The sequence below is a fragment of the Magnetospirillum sp. genome (assembly GCA_027532905.1).
In the GTDB taxonomy this organism is placed as follows: domain Bacteria; phylum Pseudomonadota; class Alphaproteobacteria; order CACIAM-22H2; family CACIAM-22H2; genus Tagaea.
The window spans coordinates 176409-195332 of record JAPZUA010000005.1 but is presented as its reverse complement, the minus strand read 5'-3'; the positions used below and the strand labels follow the sequence as shown (position 1 = coordinate 195332).

At 66.4% G+C, this 18924-nt stretch carries 18 protein-coding genes and 1 other RNA gene; all 19 read right to left on the bottom strand.

Annotated elements, in window-relative coordinates; all coding sequences use genetic code 11:
• Nucleotides 1-4: 4 nt before the first annotated feature.
• The 19 genes from O9320_17460 to O9320_17370 all read right to left on the bottom strand — a co-directional run bounded on the left by O9320_17460 (nt 5) and on the right by O9320_17370 (nt 18862).
• Nucleotides 5-895 (bottom strand): FtsQ-type POTRA domain-containing protein, encoded by an 891-nt coding sequence (locus tag O9320_17460; GenBank protein MCZ8312635.1) that lies wholly within the window; start codon nt 893-895, stop codon nt 5-7.
• Nucleotides 892-1839, bottom strand: a complete 948-nt coding sequence (locus O9320_17455; GenBank protein MCZ8312634.1) for a D-alanine--D-alanine ligase — start codon at nt 1837-1839, stop codon at nt 892-894. Before O9320_17455 ends, O9320_17460 begins: the two co-directional genes overlap by 4 nt.
• Nucleotides 1836-2777 carry a UDP-N-acetylmuramate dehydrogenase gene (murB, locus tag O9320_17450; protein MCZ8312633.1) on the bottom strand — a complete coding sequence of 314 codons (942 nt, stop codon included), beginning with the start codon at nt 2775-2777 and terminating at the stop codon, nt 1836-1838. The genes O9320_17455 and murB overlap by 4 nt, the downstream gene beginning before the upstream one ends.
• Entirely contained in the window at nt 2777-4189 is a 1413-nt protein-coding gene (gene murC, locus O9320_17445) for a UDP-N-acetylmuramate--L-alanine ligase (protein MCZ8312632.1), read from the bottom strand. Before murC ends, murB begins: the two co-directional genes overlap by 1 nt.
• Nucleotides 4186-5271 (bottom strand): undecaprenyldiphospho-muramoylpentapeptide beta-N-acetylglucosaminyltransferase, encoded by a 1086-nt coding sequence (murG, locus tag O9320_17440; protein MCZ8312631.1) that lies wholly within the window; start codon nt 5269-5271, stop codon nt 4186-4188. The genes murC and murG overlap by 4 nt, the downstream gene beginning before the upstream one ends.
• Nucleotides 5268-6389, bottom strand: coding sequence for a putative peptidoglycan glycosyltransferase FtsW (locus tag O9320_17435; GenBank protein MCZ8312630.1), 1122 nt, complete (start codon nt 6387-6389; stop codon nt 5268-5270). Before O9320_17435 ends, murG begins: the two co-directional genes overlap by 4 nt.
• Entirely contained in the window at nt 6386-7768 is a 1383-nt protein-coding gene (murD, locus tag O9320_17430) for a UDP-N-acetylmuramoyl-L-alanine--D-glutamate ligase (protein MCZ8312629.1), read from the bottom strand. The genes O9320_17435 and murD overlap by 4 nt, the downstream gene beginning before the upstream one ends.
• Before the next feature lie 4 nt (nt 7769-7772).
• A complete protein-coding gene (gene mraY, locus O9320_17425; protein MCZ8312628.1) occupies nt 7773-8858 on the bottom strand; it encodes a phospho-N-acetylmuramoyl-pentapeptide-transferase in 1086 nt (361 codons plus the stop codon).
• Between the two features lie 10 nt (nt 8859-8868).
• Nucleotides 8869-10269: a UDP-N-acetylmuramoyl-tripeptide--D-alanyl-D-alanine ligase gene (gene murF, locus O9320_17420; GenBank protein ID MCZ8312627.1), complete on the bottom strand. Its 1401-nt coding sequence runs from the start codon at nt 10267-10269 to the stop codon at nt 8869-8871.
• The gene (locus O9320_17415) at nt 10266-11732 is read right to left on the bottom strand and encodes a UDP-N-acetylmuramoyl-L-alanyl-D-glutamate--2,6-diaminopimelate ligase (GenBank protein MCZ8312626.1); all 1467 of its coding nucleotides are present in this window, start codon (nt 11730-11732) and stop codon (nt 10266-10268) included. The genes murF and O9320_17415 overlap by 4 nt, the downstream gene beginning before the upstream one ends.
• 7 nt (nt 11733-11739) lie before the next feature.
• Nucleotides 11740-13443 carry a penicillin-binding protein 2 gene (locus tag O9320_17410; GenBank protein ID MCZ8312625.1) on the bottom strand — a complete coding sequence of 568 codons (1704 nt, stop codon included), beginning with the start codon at nt 13441-13443 and terminating at the stop codon, nt 11740-11742.
• Entirely contained in the window at nt 13444-13794 is a 351-nt protein-coding gene (locus O9320_17405; GenBank protein MCZ8312624.1) for a hypothetical protein, read from the bottom strand.
• On the bottom strand, nt 13791-14759 hold the full coding sequence (gene rsmH / locus O9320_17400; protein ID MCZ8312623.1) for a 16S rRNA (cytosine(1402)-N(4))-methyltransferase RsmH: 969 nt from the start codon (nt 14757-14759) through the stop codon (nt 13791-13793). The genes O9320_17405 and rsmH overlap by 4 nt, the downstream gene beginning before the upstream one ends.
• Nucleotides 14759-15190 (bottom strand): division/cell wall cluster transcriptional repressor MraZ, encoded by a 432-nt coding sequence (locus O9320_17395; GenBank protein MCZ8312622.1) that lies wholly within the window; start codon nt 15188-15190, stop codon nt 14759-14761. Before O9320_17395 ends, rsmH begins: the two co-directional genes overlap by 1 nt.
• Nucleotides 15191-15498: 308 nt before the next feature.
• An RNA gene (gene rnpB / locus O9320_17390) (RNase P RNA component class A) lies at nt 15499-15929 on the bottom strand.
• A 56-nt stretch (nt 15930-15985) separates the two neighbouring features.
• The gene (locus tag O9320_17385; protein MCZ8312621.1) at nt 15986-16468 is read right to left on the bottom strand and encodes a type II toxin-antitoxin system HicB family antitoxin; all 483 of its coding nucleotides are present in this window, start codon (nt 16466-16468) and stop codon (nt 15986-15988) included.
• Between the two features lie 62 nt (nt 16469-16530).
• Nucleotides 16531-17271: an N-acetylmuramoyl-L-alanine amidase gene (locus O9320_17380; protein MCZ8312620.1), complete on the bottom strand. Its 741-nt coding sequence runs from the start codon at nt 17269-17271 to the stop codon at nt 16531-16533.
• Complete coding sequence (locus O9320_17375) at nt 17268-18134, bottom strand: EamA family transporter (protein MCZ8312619.1); 867 nt, start codon at nt 18132-18134, stop codon at nt 17268-17270. The genes O9320_17380 and O9320_17375 overlap by 4 nt, the downstream gene beginning before the upstream one ends.
• A complete protein-coding gene (locus O9320_17370; protein ID MCZ8312618.1) occupies nt 18131-18862 on the bottom strand; it encodes a molecular chaperone DjiA in 732 nt (243 codons plus the stop codon). The genes O9320_17375 and O9320_17370 overlap by 4 nt, the downstream gene beginning before the upstream one ends.
• Between the last annotated feature and the right edge of the window lie 62 nt (nt 18863-18924).

Below are 18924 nucleotides of genomic sequence, written 5' to 3'. Positions count from 1 at the left end.
TCCTTTACGTGGGTCGGTTGGGCCGGCGCTGAGCTTGCGCAGGCTGGGTTTGAGCAGGCGGGGTCGCGTCTTTGCCGACGCGCAAGATCAGGCGGTCGGGCAGGCGCAGATCGACCGCGACGAGATTGCGGTCGATAAGGCCGTTTTCGCGCACGAGCTGGGCGAGGCGCTCGTAGGCGGCCCCGGCATTGGCTTCGGGCAGATTGACGTCCACGCCGTTGTCGAGACGCAGATTCCAGCGCCGCCCGCCCACGCGCACGGCGGCCGACACGCGCTGCAGCATCTGCGGCTCGGTCTCGAGCAGCGCGATCAAGGCGCTTGCATGTGCGGGTGCGTCGTCACCGACCACGACGAGACGGTCGGCAAAGCGCGCGGGATCCGTACCTGCGATCTCCACACCTTCGGAATCGATCACGACGAAGCGGCCCTGGCGCTGCCACAGCGCGAGCGGGATGCGCTCTTCAAGCCGGACGAAGATCGTGTCGGGCAGGCGGCGTTCGACGGAAGCACGCCGCACCCACGGCAATTGCTCGAGCTCGGCTTTGGCGGCGTAAGGGTCGAACGCAAGAATGGGCGCGCCACGCCGCGCATCGAGGACCGCGCGCAGATCGCGCGGATCGGTCTGCACGCGGCCTTCGACCAGAACGTCGCGCACGGCAAGGCCCGCGCGCGCAGTGGCCGCGAGCGTACGTTCGGCGAATTCGTCCTGCAGATCGCCCGCCGCTTGCGGCAGGCCGCGCTGCCACGCCCACGCAAAACCGCCGCCGAGCGATCCTGCAACCAAAAGGACAAGCGATGTTTTGAGCACGCGCTGCGACGGATGCCACGACAGCAGGCGGCGCCAGCCGAAGCGGCGCGCGGGCTTTTTGGGTTTGGATGTGCGGCGCAGAGTCATGGATTGAGCCTCGCGCGCGGCCCGTCGTGCCGCGCATCTTCGACCAGACGCGCGCACAGATCGGCGAACGTTATGCCGCTGGCGGCGGCGATTTCGGGAACCAGCGACAAGGGCGTCATGCCGGGCTGGGTGTTGACTTCGAGCAGGCACAAAGCACCAGGCTCGCCGCTTGTGTCGTCGTAGCGAATGTCGGCCCGGCTCACGCCGCGGCAACCCAAAGCGCGGTGTGCTTCGAGGGCGATCTGCATCGCCTTGGCATAAGCCTGCGCTGCAATGGGCGCCGGGCACAGATGGATGGCTTTGCCGTCCGTGTATTTGGCCGTGTAGTCGTAGAAGCCGTTGTTGGGGCGGATTTCGAGCACGCCCAAGGCCTGCGCCGAGCCGTTGGTGCCAAGCACGGCAACCGTGAGCTCGCGGCCGGGAATGTAGGCTTCGACGAGAACTTCCTCGTCGAACGGCCAGGCTTCGCGCGCGAGGGCGGCAAGGTCGCTTGCATCGAGCACGATCTTGACGCCCACGCTCGAGCCTTCGTTCGTCGGCTTCATCACGAAGGGGACGGGGATTGCACGGCCGGCGAGCACGTCTTCGCGGTGGAATACCCCGCCTTCGGCGACCGGCAGGCCGTGGCCCGCGAAGATCTTGCGCGCCATCGGCTTGTCCATCGCCACCGCCGAGGCGAGCAGGCCCGAATGCGTGTACGGGATGCCCGCGAGATCGAGCACGCCTTGGATCGTGCCGTCTTCGGCATAGCGGCCGTGCAGCGCGTTGAAAACCGCGTCCGGTTTTGTCGCGAGGGCGGCCATCAAGCCGTCGAGCGACGTGAAATCGTGCTCGTCCACGACATAGCCTTTGGCGCGCAGCGCCTTGGCGCATTCCGCCCCCGACACGAGGCTCACCTCGCGCTCGCTCGACAGACCGCCTTTGAGTAGCAGAACGCGGGTCATTGGGATTTCTCCAACCGCACGCCGATGCGCTTGATCTCCCAGCGCAGCTCGACGCCGAATTTGGCGAACACGCGCGCGCGCACCTCTTCGCCGAGATCTTCGATCTCGGCCGCCGTGGCGTTGCCGGTGTTCACAAGGAAGTTGCAGTGTTTTTCCGAGACCATGGCCCCGCCGCGCGCAAGGCCGCGGCAGCCCGCCTGGTCGATCAGTTCCCAGGCCTTGGTGTGCGCGGCACTCGCCTCGGTCGGGTTCGCGAAGGTGGATCCGCCCGTGCGCGTGCGCACCGGCTGGGTTGCTTCGCGCTTGGCTTGGATGTCGGCCATCACGGATGCGATGGCGGCGGGATCGGCGCTGCTGGTCTTGAGTTCGGCGCCGACGAAAATCCAGTCGGCCGGCATGCCGGTGTGCCGATAGCTGAAGCACATGGCGCCATTGGTCGCGTATTGGCGATTGCCGTCGGCGTCGATCGCTTCTGCCGCGAGTGTGACGTCTTTCATTTCGCGGCCGTAAGCACCCGCATTCATGCGCAAGGCGCCGCCGACCGTGCCCGGAATGCCGGACAGAAACTCAAGCCCGCCCATGCCCCAGTGTGCTGCCTGCAAAGCGACGTTGGCGTCGAGGCAGCCGGCCCCGGCGCGCAAAATGTCGCCGTCGCGCGTGAGGCCCGCAAAACCTTTGCCAAGCCGGATCGACACGCCCGGAATGCCGCCGTCGCGCACGAGCAGGTTCGAGCCCACGCCCAGCACCGTCACCGGCACGTCGGCGGGTTTGCCTGCCATGAACGCCGCAAGATCGTCGGCATCTTCCGGTCTGAACAGGATCTCGGCCGGGCCGCCGACGCGGAACCACGTGTATTGAGCAAGGCTCACATTGGCGCGATAGGGCCCGCGCACCTTGGGCAAACGCTCGACCAGGCGAAGCGACCGCGTCTCGACCATCATTTGCGGCCCTCCAGCGCTTCGAGCGCATCGGGCAGCGCGTAGGCCCATTGCGTGATGGTGCCGGCCCCCAAGCACACGACCATGTCGCCCTGGCGTGCCAGTTCCAGCACCGTGGCGGCGAGTGCGTCGGGGCTTTCGAGGGCCACGACCTTGCGATGCCCGTGGCCGCGCAAACCTTCGACGAGCGCTTCTTTGGAAACGCCCTCGATCGGCGCTTCGCCGGCCGCATAGACATCGGCCACGATCACGGCGTCGGCGTCGTTGAAGCAGGTGCAGAATTCGTCGAACAGCGATTTGAGCCGTGTGTAGCGATGCGGCTGCACGACGGCGACCACGCCCGCCGACGTCGCACTGCGTGCCGCGCGCAACACGGCCGCAATTTCGACCGGATGGTGGCCGTAATCGTCGATGACCGTGATGCCGGCCCCCATGCCCGTGCGCGTGAAGCGGCGTTTGACCCCCTTGATCCCGGCAAGACCCTTGCGGATCGTCGCCTCGTCGATGCCCATCTCGACCGCAACCGCGATGGCGGCAAGCGAGTTCTCGACGTTGTGGCGGCCGACGAGCGGCAGATGCATGTTCTTGAGCGTGCGCTCAGGACCCGCACGGCCCGACAGCATCACGTCGAAATGGCCGCCCGAGGCGTCGAGGCGCATATCGACCGCGCGCACATCGGCCTGCGGCGAGAAGCCGTAGGCGAGGATCTTGCGGTCTTGCGTGTTCGCGATCAGCGCTTGCACTTCCGGATGGTCGATGCACATCGCCGCGAAGCCGTAGAACGGAATGTTCGATACGAAGGTCTGGTAGCCTTTGCGCGCCGCATCGAACGTGCCCCAATAGTCGAGATGCTCGGGGTCGATGTTCGTCACGACCGCGATCGTGGCGGGCAGCTTGATGAAGGTGCCGTCGCTCTCGTCGGCTTCGACGACCATCCAGTCGCCCGAGCCCAGCCGCGCATTGGTGCCGTAGGCGTTGAGAATGCCGCCATTGATGATCGTGGGATCGAACTGGGCTGCCTCGAGCATGCCGGCCACGAGGCTTGTGGTCGTGGTCTTGCCGTGCGTGCCGGCGATCGCGATCGCCCATTTGAGGCGCATGAGTTCGGCCAGCATTTCGGCACGCCGCACGACGGGAACGAGGCGCTCGCGCGCGCCGCGCACTTCCGGATTGTCGGGCTTCACGGCCGTCGAGACGACGACGACTTCGGCACCGCCGAGATTTTCGGCGCGATGTCCGATCGCGACAGGAATGCCGAGGCCGACAAGCCGCTTCACGTTCGCGCTGTCGGACTGGTCCGAGCCTTGGACCTTGTAGCCGAGATTGTGCAGGATTTCGGCAATACCGCTCATGCCGATCCCGCCGATGCCGACAAAATGGATAAGGCCGATGTCCAACGGCAGCGCTCTCATCGTGTGCCCTCCGCAAGTCGCTGCACGAGATCGGCCAAGCGCTCGGCGGCATCCGACCGGCCGAAGCCGTGCGCGGCTTTTGCCATCTCGCCGAGGGGCGAAGACGCAGCCAGCAGGTTCGAAAGGCGTGCCGCAAGATCGTCGGCCGAGAATTGCGGCTCGGGGATCAGCCAAGCAGCCCCGGTCGTGGCAAGGGCTTGCGCATTGGCGGTCTGGTGGTCGTCGGTCGCGTGCATGTAGGGGACGAGCAACGCCGGGCGGCCGATGCAGGCAAGCTCGGCCACGGTCGAAGCACCTGCGCGCGCGATCACGAGATGGGCGTCGGCCATACGCTGCGGCAGATCGGCGAAGAAGGGGGCGACTGTCGCTTCAAGGCCGAGCGTGCGGTAGTGCGTCTGCACGGTTTCGGCGTCTTCGGCGCGCGTCTGTTGCACGATCGAAATGCGCTGGCGCTGGTCGGGCGACAGAAGCGCCAAGGCGGCGGGAACCACGCGCCCGAACACGGACGCACCCTGGCTGCCGCCGGTCACGAGCAGGCGCAGTTTTTCGCCCGCTGCGGGCGGTGCATAAGCTTTGTCGCGCAAAGCTTGCACGGCAACACGCACGGGATTGCCGACGAGCACGGCGTTTGCCCCCACACCCTTGGTTTCGGCAAACGACGTTGCGACCGTATCGACGCGGCCCGCGACAAGGCGGTTGACGCGGCCGAGGATGGCATTCTGTTCGTGGATCGCGGTGCGGCCTTTGGGCGCGGCCGCAAACATCGTCGGCAGGCTTGGATAACCGCCGAAGCCGACCACGGCCGCAGGCTTCAGCTTCGCGAGCAGGCGGCGTGCCGCCAAATAGCCCGGCAGCAAGCTTGCAGCCCCGATCAAACGGCGCAGCAGAGTGCCGGTCATTTTCCGGATCGGCAGGCGATGGGTTTCGAGGCTGCCGAGCGTGCCGCCATAGGCCGAGCCGCGATCGTCGGTGACGAGGGCCAAGCGAAAGCCGCGCGCGGCAAGCGCACCCGCCAAAGCTTCGGCCGGGAACACATGGCCGCCCGTACCGCCGGCTGCGAGGATCACAAGCGGCGCGCTCACAGCGTTTCTCCCGCACCGAAGCGCTTGCGGCTCAGTGCCAACACGAAACCCATGCCGAGGGCGATCGCCAGCAGCGACGAGCCGCCGTAGCTCACGAACGGCAAGGTCATGCCCTTGGTCGGGATGAGATGCAGCGTGGAGCCCATATTGACGAGCGCTTGCACGCCGAACTGCACGCTGAGGCCCGCGACCGCGAGCAGCACGAACAGATCGGTCTCCTGGAGTGCGCGCGCAAAGCCGCGCAGCACCACAAACGCGTAGAGCCCGACGACGATGAGGCACAAGATCAGGCCGAACTCTTCGGCCGCGACCGCGAAGATGAAGTCCGAATGTGCATCCGGCAGCAGGCTCTTGGCGCGGCCTTCGCCGGGGCCGCGGCCCATGAGGCCCCCGTTCATGAAGGCTTCCATTGCCATGTTGACCTGGAACGTGTCGCCCGAGGCCGGATCGAGGAAGCGATTCACGCGGCTCTCGAAATGCGGGAACAGCATATAGAGAAGTACGGCACCGCCCCCACCGGCCCCCACGAGGCCCACGACCCAGAGCATGCGCAAGCCCGCGAGGAAAAACTGCGCGAACCACACGCACGTGACCACGAACGCCATGCCGATATCGGGCTGCAGCAGCAGGAGCCCGATCGCCAGCGCGTAGAGTGCGATCGCGATCGTGTCGCCCGGAAAACGTTCGTGCTTGCGCGAGAGCGCGAACAGCCACGCCGCGACGACCGCGAAGGTCGGCTTCAGGAACTCCGAGGGCTGCAGCGAGAAGCCGGGCAGGCTGATCCAGCGCTTGGCACCCTTGATTTCGGTGCCCACCAAGAAGGTCAGGGCCACGAAAGCGAGACTCGCAAGAAAGCCCGCAAGGGCAAGGGCGCGCACTTGGCGCGGCTCCAGCATCGACACGCCGACCAGAATCAATGCCGCCAGCGGCAGCAGCTGCAGCTGCTTGCGCACGAAATGGAACATGTCGAGGCCGACGCGCGAGGCCACCGCAGGCGAGGCCGCCATGATCAGCACCGCACCCGTGCCGATCAGCAGGGCGAGGGCGAGCAACAGCCATTTGTCGACCGTCCACCACCAACGGGCCATCACCGAATTGTCGGCGCGCGCGAAGTTCATGCGGCCACCCCGCGCAAGCCTTCGACCAGCGACCGGAAACGATCGCCGCGATGCTCGAAGCTCTTGAACTGGTCCCACGAGGCGCAAGCGGGCGACAGCAGCACGACCGGATTGGATTTGCCGTCCTGCTTGGCGTCGGCAAACGCGTGCGCCACGGCCGTGTCGAGGTCACCCGCAATTTCGTGCGGCACGTTGCCGAGCGTCTTTGCGAAGTCGTTCGCGGCTGCACCGATCAGGTAGGCCTTGGCGATGCGCTTGAAGTGCGGCCGCAACGCTTCAATGCCGCCTTCTTTGGCTTGGCCGCCCGCGATCCAGTAGATCGTCTCGTAGCAACCGAGCGCACGCGCGGCCGCGTCGGCGTTGGTGGCTTTGCTGTCGTTCACGAATAGCACGCCGTCGACCGATGCGACGCGCTCCTGGCGATGGGCGAGACCCGGGAAGCTCTTGAGCGCTGCCGCAATCGTCGCGGCCGGAATGCCGATCTGCAGGGCGACGGCGGCAGCGGCGGCTGCGTTTTGATGGTTGTGCGCGCCCGGAAGGGAAGCGCACGCCGCAAGATCGCAGATCGCGACGGGGACACCGCTGCGCGCATCAAGCAGTGTGCCGTCTTGCGCATAGACGCCGCCTGCGACCGCACCCATGCCCGAAACCGCTATCACGATCTGGTCGTCGGCCGCGACGAGCTCGGCGTGGATCTTGCGGCAATAGTCGTCGTCGAGGCCGATCACGGCGACGCGCGGGCGCGTCTGGCGCTGGAAGATGTTTTTCTTGGCCGCGATATAGCCGTCCATGCCGCCGTGGCGGTCGAGATGGTCGGGCGACAAATTCAAGAACACGGCAATGTCGAACACGGCCGTCGGCACCAGCTCGAGCTGGTAGCTCGACAGTTCGAGCACGAAGGCGCCGTTTTCGCCCAGCGGATCGAGCGTGAGAACGGCCGTGCCGATATTGCCGCCAACCTGGACGGCGCGCTTGGCCGTCTGCAGCACGTGGCCGATCAGCGCCGTCGTCGTCGATTTGCCGTTGGTGCCTGTGATGCCGATATAGGCGGCTTCCCGCTGCGACCGCACGAGCAGTTCGATGTCGCAGATGAGTTCGAGCTTGGCCGCCTTCGCGCGCACCGCAACCGGGTGCGGGGCCGGATGCGTGTGCGGAATACCGGGCGAGATCACGAGGCTCGTGAGCTCGGCAAGGTCGGCTGTGCCGAGATCGACGAGGGGTACTTCGAGTGCGCGCGCTTCAGCACGGCGGTCTTCGCTGTCGTCCCACGCCCAGACTTCGGCCCCCGATGCCATCAGCGCGCGCGCCGTCGCAAGGCCCGATTTGCCGAGCCCCAGCACGCCCACCGGATAGCCTGCGAAGGGATAGACTTCGATCATGCCCTCACCGCAGCTTCAGCGTCGCGAGACCCGCGAGCGCGAGGATGGAGGCAATGATCCAGAAGCGGATCACGATGGTGGGCTCGGCCCAGCCCTTCTTCTCGAAATGGTGGTGCAGCGGCGCCATGCGGAATACGCGCTTGCCGGTGAGCTTGAACGAAGCGACCTGCACGATGACCGACACGGCCTCGACCACGAACAGCCCGCCGACGATGGCGAGCGTGAGCTCGTTCTTGGTGATGACGGCGATGCTGCCCAGTGCGCCGCCCATCGACAGCGAGCCCGTGTCGCCCATGAACACCATGGCAGGTGGCGCGTTGAACCACAGGAACCCGAGCGAAGCGCCGACGATGGCCGCGCACACGACTGCAAGCTCGCCCGAGCCCGGCACGTGGTGGATCAGGAGATAGTTGGCGAAGATCGCGTTGCCTGCGACGTAGGCGAACGCCGCAAAGCAGCCGGCCGCGATCATCACCGGCACGATCGCCAATCCGTCGAGCCCGTCGGTGAGGTTTACGGCGTTCGACGAGCCCACCATCACGAAGATCGCGAAGGGCATGAAGAACCAGCCGAGATTGACGAGCATGTCCTTGACGAAGGGAATGGCGAGCTGCGTGTCGAGCGGTTCGCGCGTCAGCGACACGATCCAAGCCGTCGCCACGAACGCGATCAGCGACTGCAGCACGAGCTTCCAGCGGCCCGCGAGGCCCTTCGAGTTCTTTTTGGTCAGCTTCAGATAGTCGTCGTAGAAGCCGATGGCGCCGAAGCCGAGTGTGACGAGCAGCACCGCCCACACGTAGCCGTTGCTAAGATCCGCCCACAGCAGCGTCGAAACGCCGAGCGACAGCAGGATCAAGACGCCGCCCATCGTGGGCGTGCCCTTCTTGGTCAGCGCGTGGCGCTCGGGCGTGTCTTCGCGGATCGGCGGCTCGGGCTGCTTGGATTTGAGCCAGCCGATGATGCGCTCGCCGAACAGGAACGAGATCAGCAAGGCGGTCATCACGGCGCCGCCCGAGCGGAACGTGAGATAGCGGAACACGTTGAGCGGCGAAAATTCGTCGGCGAAGGGAACGAGCAGATTGAAGAACATGGCCGTGTCGCTACCTTCCGCCGACGGGCAAGGGTTGGTGTTGCGCCAGCAAGGCCGCGACGATGCGGCCCATGCGGCTGCCGAGCGATCCTTTGACGACGATTGCGTCGCCCGAAGCGATGCCGGCCAGAACCAGGGGTTCGAGTGCTGCAGAATCCTGCGCGTGCACGGCCTGCATCGAGGCGGGCAGTTTTTCGTAGAGCCGCGCCATGTTGGTGCCGCAGCAGAAAACCTTGGCAATGCCCGCTTCGACCAAGGCCGGGGCGAGATCGGCATGCAGGGTGGGCGAGTCCGGCCCCAATTCGAGCATGTCGCCGAGCACGGCCACGCGGCGCGTTGCCGGTGTGGCGGCCAAAACGGCGAAGGCGGCGCGCATCGAGGGCGGCGAGGCGTTGTAGCTGTCGTCGATCAGCAGAAACTGCGTGCCGTCGGCGCGCACGATACGATGCTGCGCTCCGCGCCCTTTGGGGGCTGCGATCGCGGCGAAACTGGCGGCGGCCGCTGCGGCATCCCCACCCAGCGCTTTGATCGCGAGCAAGGCGCCGGCGAGATTCATCGCCCAATGGCGACCGGGTGCGCCGATCGAAAAGTCGAGGCGTTCGCCCATCAGAACGACGCTGGCCTTGCTGCCGTTGGGCGTACCCTGCCAATCGGCCAGGCGCGCATCGGCTTTCTCGTGCGTGCCGAAGGACAGCATGTTGGCCACGCCGCAGGCTTTGGCGCGGGCGGCGAGAAAATCGAAAAACGGATTGTCGCGCGGGAGTACGGCGGTTTCGCCGCCGGCGTCGAAAATCTCGGCTTTGGCGGCGGCAACGCCCGCAATACCGTCGGCGAAGTTTTCGACATGGACGGCTTCGACCGTCGTGATCATCGCCACATGCGGGCGTACCATGCGCACGAGCGGCGCGATCTCGCCCGCATGGTTCATGCCGACTTCGAACACGCCGTAGCGGCTGTCGATGGGCAGGCGCGCGAGCGTGATCGGCACGCCGATATGGTTGTTGAACGAGGCGGCGGCGGCATGCGTTTTGGCCTGCCGGCCGAGGGCGGCGGCGAGCGCTTCTTTCGTACTCGTCTTGCCGACCGAGCCCGTCACGGCCAATGCACGTGCGGCACAGCGCGCGCGGGCGGCAACGCCCAAAGCGCCCAATGCCGCGAGCGTGTCGGGCACCAAGATGCCGGGCCCGTGTTCCATGGCATGCGACACGAGGGCTGCCGCAGCGCCCTTGGCGAACGCATCGGCCAGGTGAGCGTGGCCGTCCTGCGTTTCGCCCTTAAGCGCGACGAACAGATCGCCTTTGGCGAGCGTGCGCGTGTCGATCGAAACGCCGGTCGCGTGCCAGTCCTTGGCACCCAGCGCTTGGCCCTTGGTTGCGGCGATCGCATCGGCGGCGTGCCACAAAGCGCTCATGCTGCCCCCTCGCGCGCGGCAAGGCCCAAGGCCATCTGCGCTTGTTCGAGGTCGTCGAAAGGCAGCGTGATGTCGCCGATGATCTGGCCGCGCTCGTGGCCCTTGCCCGCGATCACGAGCACGTCGCCTGCCGCAAGGTCTTCGATCGCAGCGCGGATGGCCGCATCGCGCGGGGCGATTTCCCGCGCACCGGGGGCGCCCGTCAGCACGGCCTTGCGGATCGCGGCGGGATCTTCCGAGCGCGGATTGTCGTCGGTCACGATCACGCGGTCGGCGCGTTCGACGGCGATCTTGCCCATGAGCGGGCGCTTGCCCACGTCGCGGTCGCCGCCGCAGCCGAACAGCACGTGCAGCCGCCCGGTCACGTGCGGGCGCAACGCGGCCAGCACGGTCGCAAGCGCATCGGGCTTGTGCGCGTAGTCGACATAGACCGCAGCCCCATTGGCCGTGGTGCCGGCCAATTGCAGACGGCCGGGCACGCCTTCGAGGTTCGCGACGGCATCGAGGGCCGCAAACGGAGCGACGCCGCCGCCGATCGCGAGCCCCACGGCCGCAAGCATGTTCATCGCCTGGAACGTGCCGGCGAGCGGCAGGTCGAGCGTGCGCGTGGTGCCGAAGGCCTGCAGCGTCAGACGCTGGCCGTGCGGCAGCGGGGCCGCATCGACGAGCTTCAGATCGTTGCCGTTGCGCCCGAACGACAGAATGCGGTGGTGGCGCGTTTGGCACACGGCTTTCAGCGCTTCGAATTCCGGAATGTCGGCGTTGAGCACGGCCACGGCACCCGGCGGCAGCAGCGTGTCGAACAGGCGCCGCTTGGCTGCTAAATAGGCCGCCATCGTGGCGTGGTAGTCGAGATGGTCGCGGCTGAGATTGGTGAACGCCGCCGCCGCGAGCTTGACGCCGTCGAGGCGGCATTGGTCGAGCCCGTGGCTCGAGGCTTCCATCGCCACATGATCCACGCCCGCTTTGGCAAGCTCGGCCAAATCTGTGTGCAGCGAAACCGGATCGGGCGTGGTGAGGGCACCGCTGCGCGTCGTGTGCGGGGCCACGAGCCCGAGCGTGCCGAGGCTGGCGGCCGGCCTGCCCGTCGTCTGCCACAGCTGGCGCGTGAAGCTGGCGACCGAGGTCTTGCCGCTCGTGCCTGTCACGGCGGCAACGATGCGCGGCTGGGGGCCTGCAAAGCGCGAAGCCGCGCGCGCGAACGACCGGCGCGGGTTGGCGGCCTCCACGTAAGGAATGCCGGCCGGCAGATCGAGGCCCGGGGCGGCGAGCACGGCGGCGGCACCGCTGCGCAACGCTTCGCCCACGAAGCTGCGCCCGTCTTGTTTGGCGCCAGGCAAAGCCGCGAACACGAAGCCGCGCGCCACGCGGCGCGAATCGGCCGTGAGGCCCGCGATCTGCGGGTCGCGGCCGGCTGCGTTGCGCAGCTGCATTTCGCCGTCGAGGATGTCGCTGAGCCGCATCTTGCCCTTACCTCAAGGTGGCCGCTGCAAGCAGCGGCTGCGTGAGGTCGGGGACGGCTTCGCGCATCGGCGCCAAGCCCATAAGCGGCGCCACGCGCGCGATGATGCGCCCGGCCGTGGGGGCTGCAACCACGCCGCCGGTCGCGTAGCCGCCGGTCTCGCGCCGACCTTGCGGCTCGTCGACCATTACTAGCAGCACGTATTTGGGATCGTGCGCCGGGAACGCGGCGACGAACGAAGAGATGCGCGAATTCTTTTTGTAGCCGCCGCGCTGGATCTTTTCGGCAGTGCCCGTCTTGCCGCCGACATAGTAGCCGGCCACTTCGGCACTGCGGCCCGAGCCGCGCTCCACGTTGAGGCGCATGAGCTGGTTGAGCTGGGCCGAGGCGGCCGCACTCATCACGCGCTCGCCCGGCACGCGCACCCCTTCTTCGCGCGCGAGGATCGTGACGGGGCGCAGAATGCCCCCACCCACGCTTGCGGCGGCGGCACCCACGAGCTGCATCGGCGACACGGTGATGCCATGGCCGTAGGAAATCGTCAGCGCGTTGATCTCGCGCCAGGGCTTGGGGATGAGCGGATGCGAGACTTCCGGCAGCTCGATGGGCGAGGGGCGCAGGAAGCCCACGCGGTCCATGAAATCGCGCTGGCGCTCGACGCCGATGCGCTGGGCCATGCGCAACGCGCCGAGGTTCGAGGAAAAGATGAAAACCTCGGGCGTCGTGAGCCAGCGGTTTTTGCCGTGGAAATCCGAAATCGTGAAGCGGCCGATCGTGTAGGGCCGGCTTGCGTCCCAGCTGTCCTGCATGCGCACGGCACCGCTGTCGAAGCCCATCGCGGCCGTGAACATCTTGAAGGTCGAGCCCATCTCGTAGGTGCCGAGCGTGTTGCGGTTGAAGCGCGCGTCGTCGTCGGCAAGGCCCGGAGCGTTCGAATCGAAGTCGGGCAGCGAGACCATGGCGAGCGTTTCGCCGGTCGCGACGTCGAGCAGCACGCCCATGCCGCCGATCGCGTTGAAGTCTTCGATGGCGCGCTTGATCTCTTCGCGCACCACGTGCTGGGCGCGGATGTCGAGCGACAGGCGCACGGGTTCGCGCTCGGTCTTGAGCCGTTCGTCGAACGCCTGTTCGGCACCCGCGAGGCCGCGATTGTCGAGATCTGAGAAACCCACCGCGTGGCTTGCGAGCACGCCGTGCGGATAGACGCGCCGTTCCTCGCGCTGGAAAAACAGCCCCGGCACGCCGAGGCGGTTGACCTCGTATTGCTGGCGCGGCGTGAGGCTGCGCCGGATCCACACGAAGCTGCGCTGGTCGGAAGCCAGGCGCTCGCGCACGGCTCTTTCGTCGAGGCCCGGCAGGACGGCCGCCAGGCGCCGCGCGGTCGCTTCCGGATTGGCGATGAGTTTGGGATTGGCGTAGAGCGACTGCGTGACGAGCGAGGTCGCCAGCAGCACGCCGTTGCGGTCGACGATGTCGGCGCGCGCAAGTTCGAGCGGGCCGGTGTTTGGCACGCGCGCGGCGCGCGGCTCGCGCGCTTCGGTGAGCAGCGTCACATCGACGAGGCGGCCGCCGACCACGGCAAACGCGACCGCAAACAGCAGCCCGCCGATCACGAGACGGTGGCGTGCGGTTTCGAGCGCGTGTGCGGCCGTTCCCTGCAGGCGCAGGCGGGCCGGGATCGCGCGCACGATGTCGGAAAGGCGCGTGGCCATCTAGCGCTGCACCCCCGGGCTTGCGGCGGTGGGTTTCACGGCACCTTGCGTTGCGGTGGGCGCGGCTGATGCTGCGGCGGGTGCGGGCAACGCATCGAGCCGGCCGAACTGGCGCGGGCTCATCGGCACGAGATCGAGATGGCGCTGGGCCAGCGCCTGCAGGCGCTGGGGCTGGTTCGTGTAGGCCCATTCGGCGCGCAGCACGTGGATGTTCTCCTGCTCGCGCACGATCTGGCGGTTCACGCGCCCAAGCTCGGCTTCGAGCGACATGACCTCGTGCTTGAGCTGGTAGAGCCCGTAGCCCATCACGCCCGCGATCGCGATCCACAGCAAGGTCGCCAGCCGGATCATGCGGCACCTGCATTGGTTGCGACCCAGGCGGGCGCGTTGGTGCGCTCGGCGACGCGCAAGGTGGCCGAACGCGCGCGCGGATTGCGCGCGATCTCGGCGTCGCTCGGGCGAATGCCCTTGCGCGACACAAGGCGGAAGCTTGCCGCCGCGCGCGATGTGCGCTGCGGCAGATGGCGCGAGCCGCGATCGCCTTCGCCCGCGCGCTGCTTCAGGAACTGTTTGACCGCGCGGTCTTCGAGCGAATGGAACGAGACGACCGCAAGCCTGCCGCCGGGAGCCAAGATGCGCTCGGCCGCCGCAAGACCCTGCGCGAGTTCGCCGAGCTCGTCGTTGGTCGCGATGCGCAACGCCTGGAAGGTGCGCGTGGCGGGATCGATGCCATCTTTGCTGCGCGGCACGGCCCCGCGCACGATGCGCGCAAGCTCGAACGTGCGCGCAATGGGTGCTGTACGCCTTGCCGCCACGATCGCGCGTGCCACGCGGCGCGAATGGCGCTCTTCGCCAAGGCCGTAGATCGTGTCGGCGAGCGAAGTTTCGTCCCAGCCATTGACGATGTCGGCGGCCGTGGGACCGGTCGTCCCCATGCGCATGTCGAGCGGCCCGTCGAAGCGGAACGAGAAGCCGCGCGCCGGATCGTCGATCTGCGGCGAGGAAACGCCAAGATCGAGTGCGACACCTTCGACGGCTGCATAGCCTTGCGCCTGCGCCAGCCGGTCAAGCTCGCCAAAGCGCCCTTCGACGATGCGCAACCGGCTGCCGAAGCGTTCCTGCAACGGGGCTGCGCGCGCGATCGCCGCCGGATCGCGATCGATCGCCACGACCGTGCAGGAAGCGGCCTCGAGCAAAGCTTTTGTGTAGCCCCCGCCGCCGAACGTGCCGTCGATATAGACCGCGTCGCCGCGCGGGCACAAAGCTTCGACCGCCTCGACGCACAGCACCGGCACGTGGACGAAATTTGCGTCCATCAGCTGCGCCCGCTTGCGCGCGCATGCCATGCGGCCTGGAAGGCGTCGAGCGCTTCGGGATTCCAGATCTCGAAAAACGTATTGCGGCCGGCGAACGCGACGGTCTCGGAAAGGTTGCAATGTGCGATCAGCCGCTCGGGCAGCATCACGCGGCCCTCGGCGTCGAGCGACAGCGGGATGAGGTCGGCCGCGCGCATTGCAGCCTCGTCGAGCGGGTTGGCGCTGAAGGCGGCCAGCGGATCGGCATTGGCACCGATGCGGGCCAGCACGTCGTCGCCGATCACGCGCGCGACCTGGCCTTCCCAGGGCAACACATTGAGCTCTTCTTCGCCCTTGGCGGCGAGCACGGTTCGAAAGTCGGCCGGAATGGAGACGCGTCCCTTCCGGTCGATCTTGAACTTGTAGGTCGATTTGAACGTGGTTTTGGCCATCGTCCGCGGTGTCGATCCCGTGCCGTCCCCAATCCAGCAACGCCTTGAAAAACGGGAGATATTCGTCTTTCCGCGCGGTCCCGCCCCGGCTTTGCAGCGTGCAAAACAGGGTTTGTGGGACAATATGGGATATCATGGGTGTATATGGGCGTCAATGGGCTAAGCCCCTGTTTTTGCTTGAACACGTTTCGTTCTTGGTGTCGTCGGCGCCGGCGATGCACTGAATTTAACGATAATTCGGGCTAAATTTCTGGCGAAAATACGGCTTTAAGGGGGCCGCCGTCGCGACGTTTCAACTTCAAAGGGAAAATGCCAGACGGTCTGTAAGCCGGGTTCTGTGTCGTCGTCTCTTGCGCAATCGCTTGCAACAAGGGGCGACGGCGACGACCATTCCTCTTGGGTGCCTGTTGCCAGGCACCTCGCGCGACCGACCCGGGCGGCGGTCCGGAAACCGACGGCAGAACGCTTGCGCGTGTCTGCGTGCCGCCCCTATTTGGTCTTGCTCCAGGTGGGGTTTGCCATGCCGTCCGCGTTGCCGCGTCCGCGGTGGGCTCTTACCCCACCGTTTCAACCTTGCCGCGGGCCGAAGCCCGGTTGGCGGTCTGTTTTCTGTTGCACTTTCCCTGGGGTCGCCCCCGCCGGGCGTTACCCGGCACCTTTGTTTCCGTGGAGCCCGGACTTTCCTCGATGCTGTCCTGCCGCAAAGGCAAGGCCGCACCGCGGCCGTCCGACCGTCTGGCAGGGGGTAGATGCGCGCAGAAGGCCCGCCCCGTCAACAGGGGCTTGGCAAACGGCTTAGCGTTTTTTGCCTTTGGCTTTCGCTTTGGCCGACGGCTTGACCTTGGGCTCCGCCTTCGGCTCGGTCTTCGCTTCCGAATGGGCGGCACGCATCAGCCGGTCGCGGTCCGAGCGGATCAAATGCGCGATATAGCCTGAGCGCGTCATGCCGAGCAGGGTCGATTGCCGGTCGGACATGGTCAGCACGCTTTCGTCCATGCTGATATTGAGCCGAACGACGCGCCCGACATAGTCGGCCGGGATCAGCAGTTGGGCGAGCGAATCGCCTTTCGGGCGACGCAATTCGGCGTCGAACAGGCTGGGCGGGGGTACGGCCTGGCCTTTGGCCACCAAACTCTCCAAATGGCGCGTCAGCGCCATCGAGGCATTGCGGACGGCTTCATGCGCGTTCTTGCCCGTTGCTCGGAGATCGCCGAAATCTGCGAAGGCGACGACAAAGCCGTTGTCCTTGGCGAAAAGCCGTGCAGGATAAGCAAACATAGAATGCAATCTCTCTGTAATCTTTTAGATAGCATCTATTATCATTCGCAGCGCTTGCGTGTCTAGCAGTTTATTAGCTCTCGTAATGCCCGAGCCCGGGCATGGGTTTCGCCGTCGAGCCGCCCGTCGATTCGCCAGGGCCGATAGCGGCGCTGGAAGGCGCAAAGCACGTCCGCAGTCGCCGCATCGAGCGTGCCGGATTGCGGGCACGCATAGCCGATCGCAGCCATATCGCGCTGCACAAAAACGACGGCGTCGTCCGTCGCACCGGGGCCGAAATCGCGGATTGTGCGCCGCCGTCGCGCCACATGGCCCGGCCAATAGCCAAGGCCGGCCATGGCCAATCGATCCCACGGAAACAACTCGCCGGGATCCTTTTTGCGCGCCGGCGCAATGTCGGAATGGGCAACGAGGTCGCGGGGGCTGATTTTGTGGCGCGCGGCGATGTCGCCGCAGAGGGCGATCGCGGCTTCGATCTGCGCTTCGGCGAAGGCGCGATAGCCGCAGCGATGGCCGGGGTTCTGCAACTCGATGCCGATCGAGCGGGCGTTGATGTCGGTGAGGCCGCGCCAACTGGCTTTGCCGGCATGCCATGCGCGCATAGTCTCGTCGACAAGCCGATAGACCGTGCCGTCTTCGTCGATCAGATAATGGGCACTGACCTGCTTGGCCGGGTCGAGCAGGATGCCGAGCGATTCGTCGAGGCTTTCGGTGTCGGTGTAGTGCAGCACCAGAATTTCCGGCGCAACGCCGACGGGTCTTGCGTCGAAATTGGGCGACGGCCGGTCGTGCACCGGACTCATGCGGCGGCCCCGTTTGGTTTGCGCTTGCCGAGCGTGATGGCGGCAACGCCGGCTACGGTCACGGCGGCCCCTGCAAAACTCTGCCAGCCGAACGGATCGCCCATCATCACCACACCTGCCAGAACGCCGAATATCGGGATCAGCAACGAATAAGGCACCACAATATTTACAGAATAGCGCCGCAGCAGGCGATACCACGCCCAGTAGGTCACGATCGTGATGATGCAGGCCATGAAGGCGACACCGCTCCACGCCCACAAGCTCGCCGCCGCCATCGCCGCAAACTGGCCGGTTTCGAGCACGGCCGAGGCGGTTGCGAGCATCGGCACCGTGAACAACGCCATATAGGCATTCAGCGCAAAACCGTCGACATGGCCGAGCGTTTTCATCTGGAAATTGGCGATCGCCCACACGAAACTGCCCGCCAGAACGAGCAGGATGTCGCCAAGTGCGCCGCCCGCGCGCGGCTCGCCGACCGCAAGCCAGATGCCGAAAAACGCCAGAGCCATGCCGAGCCATTGGCGCGGCCCCGGCATTTCGCGCAGGAAGATCGCGGCGAGCAATGCCACGAACGGCACCTGGCTTTGCGCGATGATCGAGGCGAGCCCTGCATCGACGCCGACGAGGCCGGTAAACATCAGGCTGAAATGCACGAGCCCAAGCGTGAAGGCCAAGCCCGCAATGCGCGGCAGATCCGCCCACGGCGTGCGCACGAATGGCAGCAGCAAGATCGCGACCAACGTAAAGCGCAATGTCATCGTGAGGATCGGCGGCAATTCGGCCAGCGCCCATTTGCCGATCACGAAATTGAGGCCCCAGGTCGCGGTGATCGCAACCGCGATCGCCCTGTCGCGCGGCGTCATGTCCAGCCTTTCCGGCGGCGCACAGCCGCCCACGCCACGTTGATTGCGGCAAGCCGTTCGTTGGCGAGGGCCACGAACTCCTGCGGCATGCCGGCCCCCGTCAGGCGGTCTGGATGGTGGTCGCGCACCAATTGGCGCCACGCCGTTCGCGCTTGGTCTTCCGAAGCGTCGGCTGCGATCCCCAGCACGCGATAGGGGTCGGCAGTCGCTGGATCGCGCTGGGCTTCGACGAGGCTTTCGAAGGAGCTGTCGGAGATGCCGAAGATCTTGGCGACGGCGGCCAGAAACGCGACCTCGTCGGCCCGCAGATTGCCGTCGGCGCGCGCGATGTGGAACAGGCAGTCGAGCAATTCTTCAAGTGCAGGCGCACCGGGCTCGAACATCGCGGCAAGCTGGCTTGCATAGGCCTCGAACCCGGCGGTCGAGCGCGTGGCGAGATCGAAGACGCGCTCGACGTTGGCGCGTTCGGCGGGATCGAAACGGAACAGCTCGGCAAACGCCGCCTTTTCGCGCACACACACGGCCCCGTCGGATTTGGCCATCTTGGCGGCGAGTGCGACGGTCGCGATCGTGAAGGCGATTTCGCGCGCCGCGTTGGCGTCGGGGCTTGTGGCTTTTTTGGCGACCGTCGCCAAGGTGTAGCCGGCAGCAGCCCCAAGCAATGCGCCCAGCGGCCCGCCCAACGCAAAACCCGCCGTCCCTCCGAGAATACCGACCCAAATCGACATGCTGTGCTGTTCCCCCGGCACTGCAGTTCGTATATCAGATGTCGCCAAGCAAAAGCATCCGA